A 16,127-nucleotide genomic window follows, 5' to 3' on the forward strand; every position below is an offset into this window, starting at 1 on the left:
GCATTATCTAAACTGCGCTACCGCTGGCAGCAGGCTCAAGTAATCGTCGAGGCTAGTAGTGCAGCTGTGGTCCGCAACCCGCAGGTATGCGGACCACAGCTGCACTATTGAGCGTCTAGCGCCGCAGGAGCTCGAAGTAATAAATAAGCCTTTGTCATCTTCGGTCAGCCAACCTTGCGAGCCCCTACCAGCGCCGCCAGCAGATGGCACTGGCCGAGACAGGCTAACAGGTAGACGGGCGCCAAGCATTTACCCACCACAGCCAACGTTACGACACGTGCCAGCCTACGCCATCGAGAAAAAGGCCGCCACCCTCCTACTTCCGGGCTCTGCTGAAGAATCAACCCATTCTGGCTGCCCAGACTCTAGAGCTAAAATCGGAACTAGTGGTGCGCGCCTCCACGGGCGGCTGAGGCGCCGGACATTATGTAGCGGCCGGAACCGCACATGGCAGCTTTTTACTAAACTGAGAACTGAGCGACCTGTAAATCGTTGCCAGGCCAGATTCAGCACCAACGGCACGTACTATGAAACGGTGATCTAGCTAACTGTGCTTTTTGGGATAGGGTACGATAACGGGCCCTTATCGCACCTTATTTAAGCCAACTTTTAATATAATTGCACTCACTTATCCGACCATTTAAAACCTGATTTATGAATGCTATTCAAAAGATATTACTGCTCTGTCTGTTACTCAGCGTTTCGCCTTTCTTCTTGCAAGCCCAGTCCTTATTTCGAGAGGGAGAGATTATCTATCAAGCAGATACTGTGCGCCGGCTCGAAAGACACCCGGCAGTCTATATTGCGACTCAACTCGTCGTGTACCGAAAAGCAGATGCCACCCGCTTAGAAGTGTGGAAGACGAACTACTGGAATCCGGCCGATACGCAGAAGGAAATTCATGTGCGCAATCTCACAGGTACCTATACCTGGATAGAATTCTCGGATAGCACGTTTGCTGCATCTAGCAAGTTGGTTATGTTTGTTAGCTATGAGGAAGAAAACCAGCTACAACGCAAGCAGGTGCTTACCCGGTTGAACAGACGGCATCAGCCGAAACAAATCTTAGAAAGTGTTCAATGGTTAGGCTTGCCGGCTGAACGAATCACTTTAGCGAAAGGGACAGACAATGAATCAGAAGCAGTAGTAACAAAGGCAATCGACTTGTCATTAGGGTCCATCTTTCCTTCCATTCTGACTCTGTCTGGTACGCCTTTGCAGTTCACCAACGGGGATGGAAGCTGGTTAACTCATTATTCTGCTAAGACCCTTAATTCTCGACCCATACCGGACCAGTTATTTGTAGTGGATCCTAGCCTAAAAGTGATGAACTTAACGGAATCAAGACAGATGATTTCTGACTTTGATTAGGCATAGGCACTTATCAGATTGCATTTTACTCATGCCAGAGTCTTCCCATTTGGCGCAGGAATTCCTGATTTCATCCCTTAACATAAAAGCAATTATACGCGACATCACGGAATCAGTGCGGTCGTACCCTCTCGCTCCCAAAAGTCTGATTGTAGTACTTTGACGGGAGCAGCGCTTCAAAGAGGCATCTGCGAAACGCTTTTGAAGAACGTACTACAAGGAACCTCCCATCTTGATGATGCTTAGCTCTAGGCTAAGAAAATCACTGCAAACGCGTTTTAGATCTTGAAAGCCGATATCACAGATGATGGTATCCAAGTGGTCCAAGCCTCTAAAGAAAGTGTGCCCTTGAGCTGTGGTGATAGACATATGCACCACCTTCTCTGGTAGCTCATGTACCTCCGTCATGGCCAAAAGCCGCTCACGATTGGCAGATGTAATGCATACATGCCAATAAGCTTCGTGGCTATGAAGTAAGTCCGGCTCAAGCACGCGTGGCAGTTCCTCCCACGAGTCTTTCGAAAGGCGCCATAAGGAGCCTTGGGGCGATTGGCGCAGGACGGCGATTAAAAATTCGGTTTCTACTTCCATCGGGCACAGGTAGAAATATGAAAGTACTGACCTCATTCAATGAAATGCAAGCCATCTACAACGTATGAATTGGCGCGTAACATTACTTAAACGGTCATTTATAAAACGCTACAGGCGTCGGAGCACTAGTAAACCCTACGCCGGCACTACCACTACTTTTTTTGTCTCGAAAAACTCTTCCGCAAAGAATTCGCTCAAATCTGTTACTTGGGTTTTGAGGCCCGATTCGGCAATCTCTTCGGTCAGGTCGCCGCCTTTGAGGTAGTAGAGGCCGCTGCCGGGGGCGGCTTCGGCGTGGGGCTTGTAGCGGTGGGCAATCCAGGTGTGGAAGGTGGCCAAGCGGGCCACGGCGCGGCTTACGATGTAGTCGTACTTGGGGCGCAGCTGCTCGGCCCGGATTTGTTCGGCCGTGACGTTGGGCAAGTGCAGGGCGTGGGCCATTTCCTGCACGGCCTTAATCTTTTTGCCGATGCTGTCAACGAGGTGAAACTTCACCTCCGGGAACAGGATGGCCAGTGGCAGGCCTGGCAGTCCCCCGCCCGTCCCCACATCGAGCACCGACGAGCCGGGCGCGAACTCCACCACCCGGGCAATGCCGAGCGAGTGAAGCAGGTGGCGCTCGGCGAAGTTATCCATGTCGGAGCGGGCTACCAGGTTGAGGCGCTCGTTCCAGCCCCGAAACTCGGTTTCGAGCTGCCCGAACTGCTGGCGCTGGTGGTCGGTGAGGTGGGGGAAGTAATGGTCGAGCAGGGACATAAGGGGAGAGTGAAATGGCGATGCAATAGAACGTCATTCAGAGCGAAGCGAAGAATCTCGCGGGCGGTCGTTGCAGTAGTAACAATACCATTGCAATGACCGCCCGCGAGATTCTTCACTTCGCTCTGAATGACGTTGTGTAGGATACTCAGCTCCTAAGCTAGATAATTTCTTTCTTGCCTTTCACCATGTCATAGAGCAGCTCGCGGGCGCGGTGGAGCTGGGCTTTCACGGTGCCCAAGGGTGCCTTGAGCTCGGTGGCAATTTCCTCGTAGCTCAACTCATCGAAGTAGCGCAGCGTTACGAGGCGCTGGTACTTATCGGGCAGCCGCGACACGACGTGCTGCATGATTTCGATTTTCTGGTTCTTGATGGTCGTCTCCTGCGGGTTCAGGTTTTGGTCGCGGAAGTCGATGGTAATTTCGTCGCCGTTATCAATTTTGATGGCCGAGTCAATCGACATCGTCTTGATCTTATTCTTGCGAATAAAATCGATGCAGTTATTGGTGGCGATGCGGAACAGCCAGGTGCTGAAGGCGTACTCGGGGTTGAATTTGTGCAGGTTCTTGAACGCCTTGGCGAAGGCCTCAATCGTGAGGTCGTCGGCATCGTCGGTGTTGCGCACCATTTTAAGCACGACGTGGTAAACCGGCTTTTTGTAGATCTGCATCAGCTCGGCGTACGCTTTTTCGTCGTTGTTCTCCACGGCGGCCCGAATCAGCTTGAAGTCGTGCTTGGCCTTGGCGGAGAACTGTTTTTCCTGATTTACTTCCATCGGAGCGAGCGGTTGAGGAATAAGGAGATTCCCAGGGCGAGGTAATAAAAGAAATACGCGGCGTCGAGAGCTGGCAGCCAGCCAGCGGGCAATTGCCCTTCGAGCCTACGGTCGAGTTGTTGGTAAACGCCAACAACAAGGCCGGTTCGTAGCAGGAACAAAGTAGTCAAAGGTACCCAATCGGCGCGAGAAAACAGCAGGCCGAGTGCCACACCGTAGAACAACAAGTTGGCCCCCACGAACAGTCCGAGGCGTATCCGGTCGGCCAGCCGGTACTGCCGGCCGGCCGATAAATGGCGGCGCTTCTGCCGCCACCACGCGCCCCAGGTAGCCTCGGCCACGCTGAGCGTGTGGGCGGCTGGCTCGGCCACTACGGCCGCCCGGGCCCCGGCCGCCACCACGTCCTGCACCAGCAGGTCGTCGTCGCCGCTGAGCGTGCGGATGTGGGAGGCAAAGCCCTTCACCGACCGAAAGGCCGCGCTGGTGTAGCCCAGGTTGCGCCCCACCCCCATATAGGGCTGGCCGCGCCACGCGAACGACAGAAACTGCGCCCCGGTCAGCAATGTTTCAAACCGAATCAGTTTATTTAGAAACCCAGGCTCGGCCCCATAAGCCGAATACCCGAGCACCAGTTCGGCGGGCCCGGCAAAGCCCCGTTGCATAAGCCTGACCCACTGATTGGTAGCCGGCACGCAGTCGGCATCGGTAAAGAGCAGGCGCTCGTGGCGGGCGGCTTTAATGCCCAGCGTGAGGGCGTATTTTTTGGGTGCGAGGCCGGCCGGCGTGTGCGTTACCGCCACCAGGTGCACCCGCGGAAACTGCCGGGCCAATTGCTGGGTGTCGTCGGTCGAGCGGTCGTCGATGAGGATAATTTCGAGCAGTTCGGCGGGGTAGTCCTGGGCCAACAGCAGGGGCAGCAGGCGCGCCAGGTTGGCCTGCTCGTTGTGGGCGCACACCAGCACGGAAACGGGCGCGTCGTCGGGGCCGGCAGCTGGCTCGGGGGCGCGGCGGGCGAAGGGCCAGAAGTAGTAGGCCGCGTAGAAGCACTGCACCAGCAGGGCCGCCAGCAACAGCCAGATGGCCGGAGAAAAAGAAAACGACAAGGGGCAGCAGGGATTTCGAGCGGTAAAAGTAGGCATTCGGAGTACCTTTGTGGTTTGAAAGCTGCAAGCCACAAGCTGCCAGCCGCAAGCTTTGCCTTGTAGCCCTCCACTTGTAGCTTGTGGCTTGCCGCTTGCAGCTTTCTCCATGACCTTCGACTTACTCGCGACCGACCCGCACTCCAAAGCCCGCGCCGGGGTGGTGCACACCGACCACGGCTCGATAGAAACGCCCATTTTTATGCCCGTGGGCACGGCTGGCACCGTGAAAGCCGTGCAGCAGCGCGACCTGAAGGACGACATCAAGGCCCAGATTATCCTCGGCAATACCTACCACCTCTACCTGCGCCCGGGCCTGGAAGTCATCAGCAAAGCCGGCGGCCTGCACAAGTTCAACGGCTGGGACGGCCCCATTCTCACCGATTCGGGCGGCTACCAGGTGTATTCGCTGAGTGGCACGCGCAAAATCAAGGAGGAGGGCGTGAAATTCCGCTCCCATATTGATGGCTCGCAGCACTTGTTCTCGCCCGAGGGCGTCATGGATATCCAGCGCACCATCGGGGCCGACATCATCATGGCCTTCGACGAGTGCACGCCCTGGCCCTGCGAGTACGACTACGCCGCCCGCTCGCTCGACATGACGCACCGCTGGTTGAAGCGCTGCATCGCCCGCTTCGACAGCACCGAGGGCCACTACGGCTATTCCCAGACGCTGTTCCCGATTGTGCAGGGCTCCACGTTCAAGGATTTACGCGTGAAGTCGGCCGAGTTTGTGGCCGAGCAGGGGCGCGAGGGCAACGCCATCGGGGGCCTGAGCGTGGGCGAGCCGGCCGAACTGATGTACGAAATGACCGAGCTGGTCTGCGACATTCTGCCTCCCGACAAGCCCCGCTACCTGATGGGCGTGGGCACGCCGGCCAATATTCTGGAAAATATTGCGTTGGGCGTAGATATGTTCGACTGCGTGATGCCGACCCGTAACGCCCGCAACGGCATGCTGTTCACCACCCAGGGCATCATGAACATTGCCGCCCGCAAGTGGGCCGACGACTTCGAGCCGATTGACGCGGAGCTGGGCGGCTATGTAAGCACGTTTTATTCGCGCAGCTACGTGCGTCACCTCTTCCACAGCAAGGAAATGCTCGGCCCCCAAGTGGCCTCCATCCACAACCTCACCTTCTACCTCTGGCTGGTAAAGCAGGCCCGCGAGCAAATCCTGGCCGGCACGTTCCGGGAGTGGAAAGAGGTGATGGTAAAAAAGCTGATGACGCGCTTGTAAGCTGGTTCTAAATTATGCAGTCTGCCGCTACCCGCTTGTTACGTGTCCTTTTATGGCTACTGCTAATTGGTTTACCAGTCTTGTACTGCTTGCTGTTCATAGCCTTTGATTTCAGCATATCCTTCGGACTACTTAATTATGGCGCTGAATATAGCAGTACAGAAACCATAACAATTCCAGGCACTTCGGCTGCTAGTGCATCAGGTATTTGGCAGTATTATCTGGGAAAGATATTTCTTTATTTTGTCTGGTTATGTCCATTCTGGATTTCTATCATTTTCAGTTCGATCTGCCTGTTTACGGGATTATTCTTTAATCAAATCAGTGGTTTTCGCTTTCTGCTTTCAACTTCTAATTCTACCAAAAATTTATCTACACAGTTATTTTTCATTCTATTGATAACGTATATTTTGGGAACGGTATTTCATTTTGCTAGTACCCCATTATTGAATGATCAGAGTTACAGTTTTTCTAGATCTGAATACTGGTGGCCTTTCTATTCATCAGAAGGCTGGACTATATATCCTCCGCTTAGCACAATTCCGTCAATGCTTCCTCCGGCCGAAGCAGCGTGCTTTAAACTTGGTTCTTTACTAACGCTACTGTTCGCTCGTCACATACTTCTGCACCGCACCAACTCCTCACAATAGCTTGATTGACCTCCATAATAGAAATGAATCATTCCATTGAAGATTCTCGATAAGTATATCATCACGAAGTTTCTCACCGCGTTTTTCTTCACGGTGGTGATGCTCGTGTCGGTCATCTGCGTGATTGACTTCACGGAGAAAAACGACGATTTTATTCAGCACGACCTCGGGGCCTGGCAGATTGTATCGGAGTACTACGTGAACCTGTTTCCGTACTTCGCCAACCTACTCTCCCCCATCACGGTGTTTATTGCGGTGGTATTCGTAACGGCCCAGTTGGCCTCGCGCACCGAAGTGGTGGCCATGTTGGCCTCGGGCATCAGCTTCAAGCGGTTTCTGCTGCCTTATATCATGGGCAGCGCCATTCTCGGGGGCCTCACGATGGCCATGACGGGCTGGCTGATTCCGATAGCCAACAAAACGCGGGTCGAGTTCGAGAAAAAGTACATCAAGAACCCCTACCGGTTCAGCGGGCGCAACGTGCACATCAAAATCGGGCCCCAGGATTACGCCTTCATGGAGAGCTACGACAATGTGAACAACGTGGGCTATAAGTTCGCGCTTGAAACCATCGATGGGCAGCTGCTCAAGCGCCGCCTCACGGCCGAGTCCATCAGCTGGGACTCGACCAAGCAGGCCTGGCACCTCACGCCCCAACTGCGGCGCACCTTCAACGGCGAGAAGGAAACCCTCAAATCCCTGCCCGCCCGCGACACCACCCTCAACCTGTTCCCCCGCGACTTCGCCAGCACCTACCGCCTGGCCGAAACCCTGACGCTGCCCGAACTTAACCGCTACATCAACCAGAAAATAGCCCGCGGCGCCGACGACACCCAAGTGTACCTGAGCGAGAAGAACGAACGGTTTGCTTACCCCTACGCCATGTTTATTCTCACGGTGATTGGCGTGATTATGAGCGCCCGCAAGAGTCGCGCTGGTGTGGGCGGGCAAATTGCGCTGGGCTTCGTGCTGGCCTTCGTGTTCATCATCTTCGTCATTCTGAGCCGCAACCTGGCCGCCGTGGGCACCCTCTCGCCCCTGCTGGCCGCCTGGGTCCCGAGCATCGTGTTCACCATTATCGGCGGCGTGCTGTATCGGGTGATACCGCAGTAGGCGAGAAGAGCACGTCATTCAGAGCAGCGAAGAATCTCACGTGCTGATGCTGAGTTTCCATTGTAACGTCAGCATCAGCACGTGAGATTCTTCGCTGCGCTCTGAATGACGTGCTCTTCTCGCCTTTCCCGCTCGAACGTCAAACTCACTAGTTCACTACCTCATCAGTTCACCTTCCTGTGAAAGACTATTTACGCCTGCATTTTATCGTATTGCTCTGGGGCTTCACGGCCATTCTGGGCAAGCTGATTTCGGTACCGCCGGTGGAGCTGGTATTCTGGCGGACGGGGCTGGCCAGCGTGGGGCTGCTGGGGCTGCTGGTGGTCCGGCGGCGGCCTTGGCGCATTCCTACGGCCGACGTGCTGCGGCTGCTGGGCGTGGGCGCGCTGGTGGCCGTGCACTGGATTACGTTCTTTCTGGCCGCCCGCCTCTCCTCGGTGAGCGTGAGCCTGGCGGGCATGGCCACGCTGGCCCTCTGGACCTCGCTGCTCGAGCCGCTGGTGCTCTGGCGCAAGGTGCGCGGCTACGAGGTGGCGCTGGGTTTGCTCACGATGGTAGGTCTTTACGTGGTGTCGCAGGCCGAGCTGGATCAGTTGCTGGGCCTGGGCGTGGCTATTATTTCGGCGGGCTTGTCGGCGCTGTTCAGCGTGCTCAACTCCAAGCTCGTGAAGCAGCACCCACCCCTGCGGCTCACGCTCTATGAAATGCTGGGTGCCTGCCTGAGCATCGCGCTGTTTTTCCCGGTCTATAGCCGCTACTTCACGGCCGGTAAGGGCCTGCAACTGGCGCTTTCGGGCTACGACTGGTTGTGGCTGGCGCTGCTGGCCGGCGTGTGCACGGTGTACGCCTTCTCGGCCTCGGTGGAGTTGATGAAGCGCATTTCGGCCTTCGTGGTCAACCTTACCATCAACCTGGAGCCGGTGTACGGCATCCTGCTGGCCGTGCTTATGTACACGTTGCACGTGTCGGGCTTCGAGGAAGAAAAACTCTCCCCCGGCTTCTACGCCGGCACGCTCATCATCCTGCTCAGCGTCCTCATCCACCCGCTGCTGGACCGTTGGGACAAGCGCCGGCTGCTGAAGCGCAACCCGGTTACGGCGTAATTCTCCCTTCCTACAGCTGCCCGCTCCAGACCGTGTAGCCGGCCGGCCACGTCAGGTCTGGAACTTCCGAGAACCCGGGAAACAGACCATACACGGCCGAACCGGAGCCCGAGAGGCTGGCGTAGGTGGCCCCGGCAGCATAAAGCTGCTGCTTGATGTCGCCGAGCACCGGATAGAATGGGGTCAGGGCCTCTTCGAAATCGTTGCTGACGGTGTCACGCCAGGTTGCCATCGGCTCCCGCAGACTTTGGCGCAGGTCGTGGCGCGGGGCGCGGGGCACCACGCGGGCGTAGGCTTCGGCCGTACTGATGTGCAGGCCAGGATAGACGACCAGGCAAGGCGTACCGGTGAGGTCGAGGGCAAAGTCCAGCTCTTCGAACATATCCCCCCGGGAATGGGCGAAAACGGGTTGGTTATGGATAAAAAAGGCACAGTCAGACCCCAAGCGGCGGGCGTAGCTTTCGAGCTGCTCGGGCGCCAGGCCCAGTTTAAACTGCGTGTTAAGGGCCTTGAGAGCAAAGGCCGCGTCGGCAGAACCACCGCCCAGGCCGGCCCCGATGGGCACGTCTTTATGCAAGTGCATCTGCACCGGGGGCAGGTCGAAATCAGCAGCCAGCAGCTCGTAGGCTTTTTTGCACAGGTTGGTGGCCGGCTCGCCGGGAATGGGCAGGCCGGTGAGGGTGAGCGTAGTTTCGGTGCCCTTGGCGGCGGGTAGCACCTCCAGGGCATCGGACCAGGGCAGCGGCACAAACACCGATTCGAGGTTGCGGAAGCCGTCGGGCCGCAGGCCGGTAATATATAGGCCCAGGTTGAGCTTGGCGTTGGGGAAAACGAGCATGGATTTTTGAGCTACAAGTCGCAAGCTACAAGCTGCAAGCTTATGTCCGACCGTCAGCTTGTAGCTTGAAGGGTGCGGCCTACAGCACAAATAAGCTTGTAGCTTGCGGCTTAAAGCTTGCGGCTCCTCAAATGTTCACTTCCAACAACTGGTACGCCCGGCGCGGCAAACGACTGCTCGACGTGGCCCTGGCCGCTCCGGCGCTGCTGCTGGCCGCGCCGCTGCTGCTGCCGGTGGCGGCGGCTCTGGCTTGGCAGAACGGGGGGCCGTGGCTGTTTCGCCAGCCCCGGCCGGGCCTTGGAGGACGCATCTTCCCCTTCTATAAGCTCCAGACCATGACCGACCGGCGCGACGACCGAGGCCAGCCGTTGCCCGACGCCGAGCGCCTGCCCCGCCTCGGCCGCTGGGTGCGGGCCACCTCCCTCGATGAACTGCCCCAGCTCTGGAACGTGCTGCGCGGCGACCTGAGCCTGGTGGGCCCCCGGCCGCTGCTGGTGCAGTACCTGCCGCTGTACTCGCCCGAGCAGGCCCGCCGCCACGCGGTACGGCCCGGCATTACGGGCTGGGCCCAGGTCAACGGCCGCAACGCCATCAGCTGGGAACAAAAGTTTGCTTTCGACGTCTGGTACGTGGACCATCTATCGTTTGGGCTGGATATGAAGATTATGCTGCGTACCGTGTGCCGGGTGCTCGGGGCCCGGGGCATTGCGGCGCCCGGCCAGGCCACCACCACGGCCTTCACCGGCACGGCGGCTTCTTCACTTGATGATTAAACGCCCCACCAGTTGCCAACCGGTGGGCAAGCGGGTTTTTGCCAACCCGTATACGGCCCACTAGCAGCCCCTCGCCCACCGCTTCTTTTACCCTACTTCCCGCCCTAATCGTGCATATTTCCAGCAGCCCCGCCACGCCCGCCACTACTGCTCCGCCCGAGACGGCTACCCCGCGCCAGCTGGCTATTTTTGGGGCCGGCGGACTGGGCCGCGAGGTGCTGGTACTACTGCGCCAGCTCAACGCCGTGGCCCCTACCTGGGAGCTGACAGGGTTCTACGACGACCAGGCACCCGCCACCGACCTCATCCACGGCCTGCGCTACCTAGGCACCACCACCGACCTCAACGCCACCCCTACCCCGCTGGCCGTGGCCGTGGCCGTGGGCAGCAGCGCCGGCCGGGCCGCCGTAGTGGGCCGGCTCACCTCGCCCCGCCTGCACTTCCCCTCCCTCATTCACCCCAACGTCAGCGCCGAATCGTACCAGCATCTGGAGGTGGGAGCCGGTTGCATCATTACCCAGGGCTGCATTCTGACCACCGATATCCGCTTGGGCCGGCACGTGCTCCTGAACCTAGGCTGCACCATCGGCCACGATGCTCTGCTAGATGATTTCTGCTCCCTGATGCCTCACGCCAACGTGGGCGGTGCGGCCCACCTGGAGGCGGGCGTGTACCTGGGCACCAACGCCACTGTGCTCCAGCAAGTCCGCATTGGGGCCAGCACCGTACTTGGGGCCGGCGCCGTGGCCATCGGTAACCTGCCCGCCAACTGCACGGCCGTGGGCGTACCGGCCCGGGTAGTGGAGCGGTAAGCCACCCGCCACTCTGAACGCTTAGCCCCGAATTTCCTTTATTTCCGCGCTTCCCAGCGCGAACCTTCGCGAGAAGACCCCGAGAAACCCCACTATGCACAGTCAGGATTACGACCGCCTCTACCTCTCCCCGCCTCATCTTGGTCGTCACGAGCTCAACTACCTGCACAAGGCCATCGAAGACAACTGGGTAGCTCCGGTAGGCCCCAACCTCGATGGTTTCGAGCAGGATATCTGTGCCTTCACCGGGGTAAAGCACGCGCTGGCTCTCAACTCGGGCACGGCCGCCATTCACCTGGGGCTGCGGCTGCTGGGCGTAGGTCCCGGCGATGAAGTGCTGTGCCCCTCGTTCACGTTCGTGGCCACGGCCAACCCCATCACCTACCTTGGGGCCACGCCGGTTTTTATCGATAGCGAAGCCGAAACCTGGAACATGTGCCCCAAGCGGCTGCGGGAGGCGCTGGAAGACCGGCGCCGCCAAAACCGCCAACCCCGGGCCCTTATTGTGGTGCACCTGTACGGAATGCCGTGTAAGCTGCGCGAAATTATGGCCGTGGCCGCCGAGTTCGGGGTACCGGTGCTCGAAGATGCCGCCGAGGCCCTGGGCGCCACCTACGAGGGCCAGGCGCTGGGCTCGTTCGGGGCCGTGGGGGTGTTCTCGTTCAACGGCAACAAAATCCTGACTACCAGCGGCGGCGGCGTACTGGTGACCAACAACGCCGACTGGGCCGCCAGAGCCCGCTCCTGGGCTACCCAGGCCCGCGACGATGCCCCTTATTACCAACACTCGGAGCTGGGCTACAACTACCGCCTCAGCAACCTACTCGCCGGCATCGGCCGGGGCCAGATGGGTTTGCTGGATGAGCGCGTGAAGAAGCGCCGCGAAATTTATGCCTGGTACCAAGACAAGCTCCAGGGTATGCCTGGCCTGTCCTTCGGCCCTACCGAGCCGGCCGGGGGCCGCAGCAACCGCTGGCTCAGTTGCCTGCTCCTCGACCCAGCCGAAACCACCGTTACGCCCGAGCAACTGCGCCTGCACCTCGAAACTCACAACGTAGAGAGCCGCCCGCTCTGGAAGCCGCTACACCTGCAGCCGCTTTTCGCGAGCGTGCCCATGTACGGCGGCGAAGTTTGTACCGACTTATTTACCCGCGGCCTCTGCCTACCTTCCGGCTCAGCTATGTCCGATACCGACTTGCGCCGCGTGGCTTCCGCGGTTCGGGCCTTATTTCCCGCCTGAAATCAGTACAATCTACCAAACAGCAGCACATAATGTTCCCCAGCCAGTTTATAGAGTACAAAACAATCAATTGTGAGTATACTGGCTCTATTTCTGGTATATTATTACATGCACACGCGAAGTTAGTGCTGGGCTGGGTATCGAATGAGTTACAGTTTGCCACAGGCAAGGTGCGATGTGGAAATGCGCCATTTAGCCTCTTCCAGTCTCCCTATCAGCCAGTAAATTGACTTTGTTAGCTGTCTGCCAACTGCTGATAGAAGAGCTGCGCCATAGCTCCGCCGGTATCCGGTTGCGGCCACCAGAGAACTTACGGCCCCGAACGGCACTCTAACATCAAATCGGCATTTGCAGCGGCACTGGGAAGTTCTCATCCCCGTCATCAGAAAGGCCACGCCTGTTGCAGCAGGCGTGGCCTAAAACCAGCTCACATGCGGAAAATGTGGTTGACTGGGTAGCTGAGTGACTTTAGAACCGACCGCAATGCCGGGGCATATGCATCAGGGGCTGACTAGGTTAATACTCAGGTTGAAGTAGAGCGGATTGCCCAGAGAGTTGTCGTACAGCGGGTTGTTGTCACCGACGGGGTTTTGGTCGCTGAAGACGTTGAAGCGGTAGTTATAGCGGTATCCTGCCTGAGCCGAGAGCCAGATGAATCCTGCCAATTGCCGCTCGTACGTGATGCGTGGCTTCAGTTCACCCCGGCGCAGATATGCATCCTGGCCGTTCACGGGTCCGAGATAGTAAGCGTTGCCTTCAATCTCGTAGCCGAGCGTGACCAGCGAGTTTGCCCCAAAATTGCGCCGTAGGTTTACGCGGGCCGGGAAAATGGCTTCTACGCCCCATTTTGGGTTGAATGTGCGGAAGTAATATATCACCGGAATATGCAGTAGCTGCCCGGCCCGGTAGGTGCGGGTAACGCCCAAACCCCACATGAAATTCTCGTTGGGTTTCCAGCCGTAAATAGCTGTACCGCTGTAAGTAATCGCCTTACTGCTCACGTCGTCTAAGTTGCGGTAAGTACCGTTGAGGTCGACGTTGCCTTGCACCAGCAAATAGTTCTTCTCGTTGAAGGGCCGGAACACGGTAGCGTTGAAACCCGTTGAGCGCAGTCCGTCTTCCAGGGAGCGGAGTAACGGAGTCCGCTCCGCATTAGCCACCCCTACGCCAGTGTTCCAATAAGTGAGCCCCAGGTTCAGAATCAGACTGGAGTTGGAAATAACCGGGGCATTAAAGCCCAACCGTAACCCCGCGAAGCGGTCGACGCGTTCGGTTATTTCGGTATTGGGCGATGGAGTAGGCCCGGGACCAGGATTAATGAGCACGGGCTGGTGAGGACCGATCGAGGTTAAGTCGAAGGGCAGTTGCGCCTCATATCCCACTGAAATGAGCTTGGTAGGGCTCTGGGACAGCACTTTCTGGCTGGCGTAGGGGCGGTTATCGGTAGCGTCGGCGTTACCGAAGCCACCAAAATCATCTAGGCCTAGCGAGTCGGGAGCAGCAGGCAGGTCCTGGGCGCAGACCGGGGCCGCGAGTACAGAACTCAGAACTAATAAGACCGCAGAAAACAGGCGGAAGTAGAAATTGTGCATCGACCTACTTCTTTACCTGCCGCTTCCACACGTCGGTACGGCCGAAGAGCGAGACGCCGATGAAGCCGCGTACCTCCAGCGTATTGGGGTCGGTGAGGGTTATTTCGCAGGAGTAGTCGCTGCCGTTCTTAGGGTCGTAAATCTGGCCGTCTTCCCACTTATTATCGCCTACATACTTGAAATCACGCATATTTACCAGCCCACGCAATGGTTTTTTACGGGCCGACTCATTCGGGTTGTTGATATCGGTGCGGGGCGTACCGTCGGGGTTATTGGCTACTTTCAGCCACACCAGGCGACCAAAGTATTTGTCGCCGCTTTTGTAAATCTGAATCATGCCCGTTCCTTCACCGTTTTTCCACACGCCTACTACAGCGTCCGAGTTGTCGGCCAAGGCCGCAACCGAGGTTAAAAACACGAGTAGTAAAGCGAGCAAGCTTTGTTTGAGCAGCTTCATAAATTGCTAAAAAAATGGGTGGGTTGGGAAGAAGAAAATCAATGCTTTACTCAAATAAAAGCAATAAAATTCAAAAAAACCATCTTTAATACAATTTTAATCATATTATAACACCGTTTTAATTCTATTTTTTCACAATGCGTCCCACTAACATCGTAATATTTTCACTTACAGAAACTTAACTGGCTTCCTACCATAATTCGGTCAAGTTCAACTTAGAGTGGGGCCGGAAACGATACGCCTCGCCCACCCTGTAGCCCGCAAATAGATCATGCCCCAATGAACGCCGGCAGCCCACAGGCTTCTCGTACTGCAAACCTCCACGAACCAGTATGCATGACTACAACCCTGGTTCTTCGCTGCTCCCATTGGCACGAGCCATCACAATTCATCAGTAGCTACTACGGCGGCGGGTCGGACAGCGGCCGAAGAATCAGTTTGCGTCTAGCGCCTGCGCCAAATCGGCCAGTAGTTCAGTTGTTAGCTCAATCCCAACACTCAAGCGCACCAACCCGGCTGTAATGCCTAGCTTCTGGCGCTGCTCCTCAGTAAGCGCCCGGTGTGAAGTACCCGCTGGGTATGACAAGGATGAATCGACGCCGGCTAGCGAGGGCGCAAACGGGAACCGTTGGCTGGCCCGCATGAACCGGCTCACGGCCTCGGTGGTATCATCAGCCAACCGGAACGACACCATGCCGCCGAACAACGCCCCACCTTGGTTGGCAGCCAGCAGATGTTGCGGATGGCTGTTGAGGCCCGGATAAAACACTTCTCCTACCGCCGGGTGGCGAGCCAGTAGCTCGGCCACGGCCTCGGCATTGCGGCAGTGGGCCTCCACTCGCAGGCGCAAGGTTTTGAGGCCCCGCACGGCCAGCCAGCTTTCCATCGGGCTCAGCGTGAGCCCGAACAACGTGCCGATTTGCTTAAGCCGGGCGGCGTCTTCGGGGGTGCGGGCCACTACCACGCCGGCCGTTACATCGGAGTGGCCGGCCAGGTACTTGGTTACGCTGTGCATCACGAGGTCGGCGCCGTATTCGAAGGGGTGGGTGAGCACGGGCGTGGCGAAGGTGTTGTCCACGACCAGCTTCAGGCCCAGGGCGTGGGCCGCTTCGGCAGCAGCTCGCAGGTCGGCCACCCGCAGCAGCGGGTTGCTGATGGTTTCGCAGAGAAGCAGCCGGGTGCGGGGCTGCACGTGGGCAGCCAGGTTTTCGGTCAGCTCATCGAAGGGCACGTAGCTCACGGTAATACCCAGCCGGCTCAGCTCCTGATCGAGCAATGATGAGGAGCCGCCGTAGATATCGGCTGCGCAGAGGACATGGTCGCCGGCCGCGCAGTAGGTCATCAGGGCCGCGAAAATGGCCGCCATGCCCGAACCCGTTGCCACCGCCCCGGCCCCTTTCTCCAGCCGCGTCACGGCCTCGGCCAACTCGTCGGAGTTAGGGTTGCCGTTGCGAGAGTACAGGTACCGGCTACCGGGCTCCCCGAAGTAGAGCTCCAGCTCATTCAGGTCCTCAAACTTGAAAACCGAGGTCTGGTAAATCGGGGTGATTTTGGGGTTGATCTGCATAAATCGCTGATTCGCGCTGATTAATCGTGATGACACTGGTTTTTCGTTCTTACCAACCTCAACTAACTGCTCCATTTAAAACTAACGTCGGCACGGATAATGAGCGCGAA

At 57.6% G+C, this 16,127-nt stretch carries 15 protein-coding genes; 7 read left to right on the forward strand and 8 right to left on the reverse strand.

From position 1 onward, the window contains the following. Window positions 1–654: 654 nt before the first annotated feature. On the forward strand, window positions 655–1,371 hold the full coding sequence (locus CDA63_RS07890) for a hypothetical protein (protein ID WP_088463903.1): 717 nt from the start codon (window positions 655–657) through the stop codon (window positions 1,369–1,371). 213 nt (window positions 1,372–1,584) lie between these two features. Here the strand turns inward: CDA63_RS07890 and CDA63_RS07895 are convergent, their stop codons facing one another. The 4 genes from CDA63_RS07895 to CDA63_RS07910 form a co-directional block, all read right to left on the reverse strand. Next, the gene (locus CDA63_RS07895) at window positions 1,585–1,962 is read right to left on the reverse strand and encodes a hypothetical protein (RefSeq protein ID WP_088463904.1); all 378 of its coding nucleotides are present in this window, start codon (window positions 1,960–1,962) and stop codon (window positions 1,585–1,587) included. A 135-nt stretch (window positions 1,963–2,097) separates the two neighbouring features. After that, the gene (gene rsmG, locus CDA63_RS07900; RefSeq protein WP_088463905.1) at window positions 2,098–2,718 is read right to left on the reverse strand and encodes a 16S rRNA (guanine(527)-N(7))-methyltransferase RsmG; all 621 of its coding nucleotides are present in this window, start codon (window positions 2,716–2,718) and stop codon (window positions 2,098–2,100) included. A 160-nt stretch (window positions 2,719–2,878) separates the two neighbouring features. After that, window positions 2,879–3,493 carry an RNA polymerase sigma factor gene (locus CDA63_RS07905; RefSeq protein ID WP_088463906.1) on the reverse strand — a complete coding sequence of 205 codons (615 nt, stop codon included), beginning with the start codon at window positions 3,491–3,493 and terminating at the stop codon, window positions 2,879–2,881. Continuing rightward, window positions 3,484–4,596: a glycosyltransferase gene (locus CDA63_RS07910; protein ID WP_165768236.1), complete on the reverse strand. Its 1,113-nt coding sequence runs from the start codon at window positions 4,594–4,596 to the stop codon at window positions 3,484–3,486. The genes CDA63_RS07905 and CDA63_RS07910 overlap by 10 nt, the downstream gene beginning before the upstream one ends. Before the next feature lie 145 nt (window positions 4,597–4,741). Between CDA63_RS07910 and tgt the strand changes: the two genes are divergently transcribed. From tgt to CDA63_RS07925, 3 genes are all read left to right on the forward strand, one after another. Then, on the forward strand, window positions 4,742–5,872 hold the full coding sequence (gene tgt, locus CDA63_RS07915) for a tRNA guanosine(34) transglycosylase Tgt (RefSeq protein ID WP_088463907.1): 1,131 nt from the start codon (window positions 4,742–4,744) through the stop codon (window positions 5,870–5,872). A gap of 686 nt (window positions 5,873–6,558) precedes the next feature. Next, window positions 6,559–7,635 (forward strand): LptF/LptG family permease, encoded by a 1,077-nt coding sequence (locus CDA63_RS07920; RefSeq protein WP_088463908.1) that lies wholly within the window; start codon window positions 6,559–6,561, stop codon window positions 7,633–7,635. A 179-nt stretch (window positions 7,636–7,814) separates the two neighbouring features. Further along, window positions 7,815–8,738 (forward strand): DMT family transporter, encoded by a 924-nt coding sequence (locus CDA63_RS07925; protein WP_088463909.1) that lies wholly within the window; start codon window positions 7,815–7,817, stop codon window positions 8,736–8,738. A 10-nt stretch (window positions 8,739–8,748) separates the two neighbouring features. Here CDA63_RS07925 and CDA63_RS07930 read toward each other — a convergent pair whose 3' ends face one another. After that, window positions 8,749–9,576 carry a 4-(cytidine 5'-diphospho)-2-C-methyl-D-erythritol kinase gene (locus tag CDA63_RS07930; RefSeq protein ID WP_088463910.1) on the reverse strand — a complete coding sequence of 276 codons (828 nt, stop codon included), beginning with the start codon at window positions 9,574–9,576 and terminating at the stop codon, window positions 8,749–8,751. 131 nt (window positions 9,577–9,707) lie between these two features. On the opposite strand from CDA63_RS07930, the gene CDA63_RS07935 reads away from it, so the two are divergent. The 3 genes from CDA63_RS07935 to CDA63_RS07945 all read left to right on the forward strand — a co-directional run bounded on the left by CDA63_RS07935 (window position 9,708) and on the right by CDA63_RS07945 (window position 12,401). Further along, window positions 9,708–10,349 (forward strand): sugar transferase, encoded by a 642-nt coding sequence (locus tag CDA63_RS07935; protein WP_088463911.1) that lies wholly within the window; start codon window positions 9,708–9,710, stop codon window positions 10,347–10,349. A gap of 110 nt (window positions 10,350–10,459) precedes the next feature. Then, entirely contained in the window at window positions 10,460–11,161 is a 702-nt protein-coding gene (locus tag CDA63_RS07940; RefSeq protein WP_165768237.1) for an acetyltransferase, read from the forward strand. A gap of 94 nt (window positions 11,162–11,255) precedes the next feature. Further along, complete coding sequence (locus CDA63_RS07945; protein ID WP_088463913.1) at window positions 11,256–12,401, forward strand: DegT/DnrJ/EryC1/StrS family aminotransferase; 1,146 nt, start codon at window positions 11,256–11,258, stop codon at window positions 12,399–12,401. 500 nt (window positions 12,402–12,901) lie between these two features. Here the strand turns inward: CDA63_RS07945 and CDA63_RS07950 are convergent, their stop codons facing one another. From CDA63_RS07950 to CDA63_RS07960, 3 genes are all read right to left on the reverse strand, one after another. Further along, window positions 12,902–13,993: a DUF6268 family outer membrane beta-barrel protein gene (locus tag CDA63_RS07950; protein ID WP_088463914.1), complete on the reverse strand. Its 1,092-nt coding sequence runs from the start codon at window positions 13,991–13,993 to the stop codon at window positions 12,902–12,904. 4 nt (window positions 13,994–13,997) lie between these two features. Continuing rightward, complete coding sequence (locus tag CDA63_RS07955) at window positions 13,998–14,450, reverse strand: DUF2147 domain-containing protein (protein WP_088463915.1); 453 nt, start codon at window positions 14,448–14,450, stop codon at window positions 13,998–14,000. A gap of 433 nt (window positions 14,451–14,883) precedes the next feature. Next, a complete protein-coding gene (locus CDA63_RS07960) occupies window positions 14,884–16,092 on the reverse strand; it encodes a trans-sulfuration enzyme family protein (protein WP_088463916.1) in 1,209 nt (402 codons plus the stop codon). Window positions 16,093–16,127 lie beyond the last annotated feature (35 nt).

The sequence above is a fragment of the Hymenobacter amundsenii genome, from assembly GCF_002204745.1.
GTDB lineage: Bacteria > Bacteroidota > Bacteroidia > Cytophagales > Hymenobacteraceae > Hymenobacter > Hymenobacter amundsenii.

Bases quoted from the DNA above. Each gene is read 5' to 3' on its own strand.
- tgt (WP_088463907.1), top strand. From the start codon at position 4,742: ATGACCTTCGACTTACTCGCGACCGACCCGCACTCCAAAGCCCGCGCC.
- CDA63_RS07895 (WP_088463904.1), bottom strand. From the start codon at position 1,962: ATGGAAGTAGAAACCGAATTTTTAATCGCCGTCCTGCGCCAATCGCCC.
- CDA63_RS07930 (WP_088463910.1), bottom strand. From the start codon at position 9,576: ATGCTCGTTTTCCCCAACGCCAAGCTCAACCTGGGCCTATATATTACC.
- CDA63_RS07905 (WP_088463906.1), bottom strand. From the start codon at position 3,493: ATGGAAGTAAATCAGGAAAAACAGTTCTCCGCCAAGGCCAAGCACGAC.
- CDA63_RS07935 (WP_088463911.1), top strand. From the start codon at position 9,708: ATGTTCACTTCCAACAACTGGTACGCCCGGCGCGGCAAACGACTGCTC.
- CDA63_RS07960 (WP_088463916.1), bottom strand. From the start codon at position 16,092: ATGGAGCAGTTAGTTGAGGTTGGTAAGAACGAAAAACCAGTGTCATCA.
- rsmG (WP_088463905.1), bottom strand. From the start codon at position 2,718: ATGTCCCTGCTCGACCATTACTTCCCCCACCTCACCGACCACCAGCGC.
- CDA63_RS07950 (WP_088463914.1), bottom strand. From the start codon at position 13,993: ATGCACAATTTCTACTTCCGCCTGTTTTCTGCGGTCTTATTAGTTCTG.
- CDA63_RS07890 (WP_088463903.1), top strand. From the start codon at position 655: ATGAATGCTATTCAAAAGATATTACTGCTCTGTCTGTTACTCAGCGTT.
- CDA63_RS07945 (WP_088463913.1), top strand. From the start codon at position 11,256: ATGCACAGTCAGGATTACGACCGCCTCTACCTCTCCCCGCCTCATCTT.
- CDA63_RS07955 (WP_088463915.1), bottom strand. From the start codon at position 14,450: ATGAAGCTGCTCAAACAAAGCTTGCTCGCTTTACTACTCGTGTTTTTA.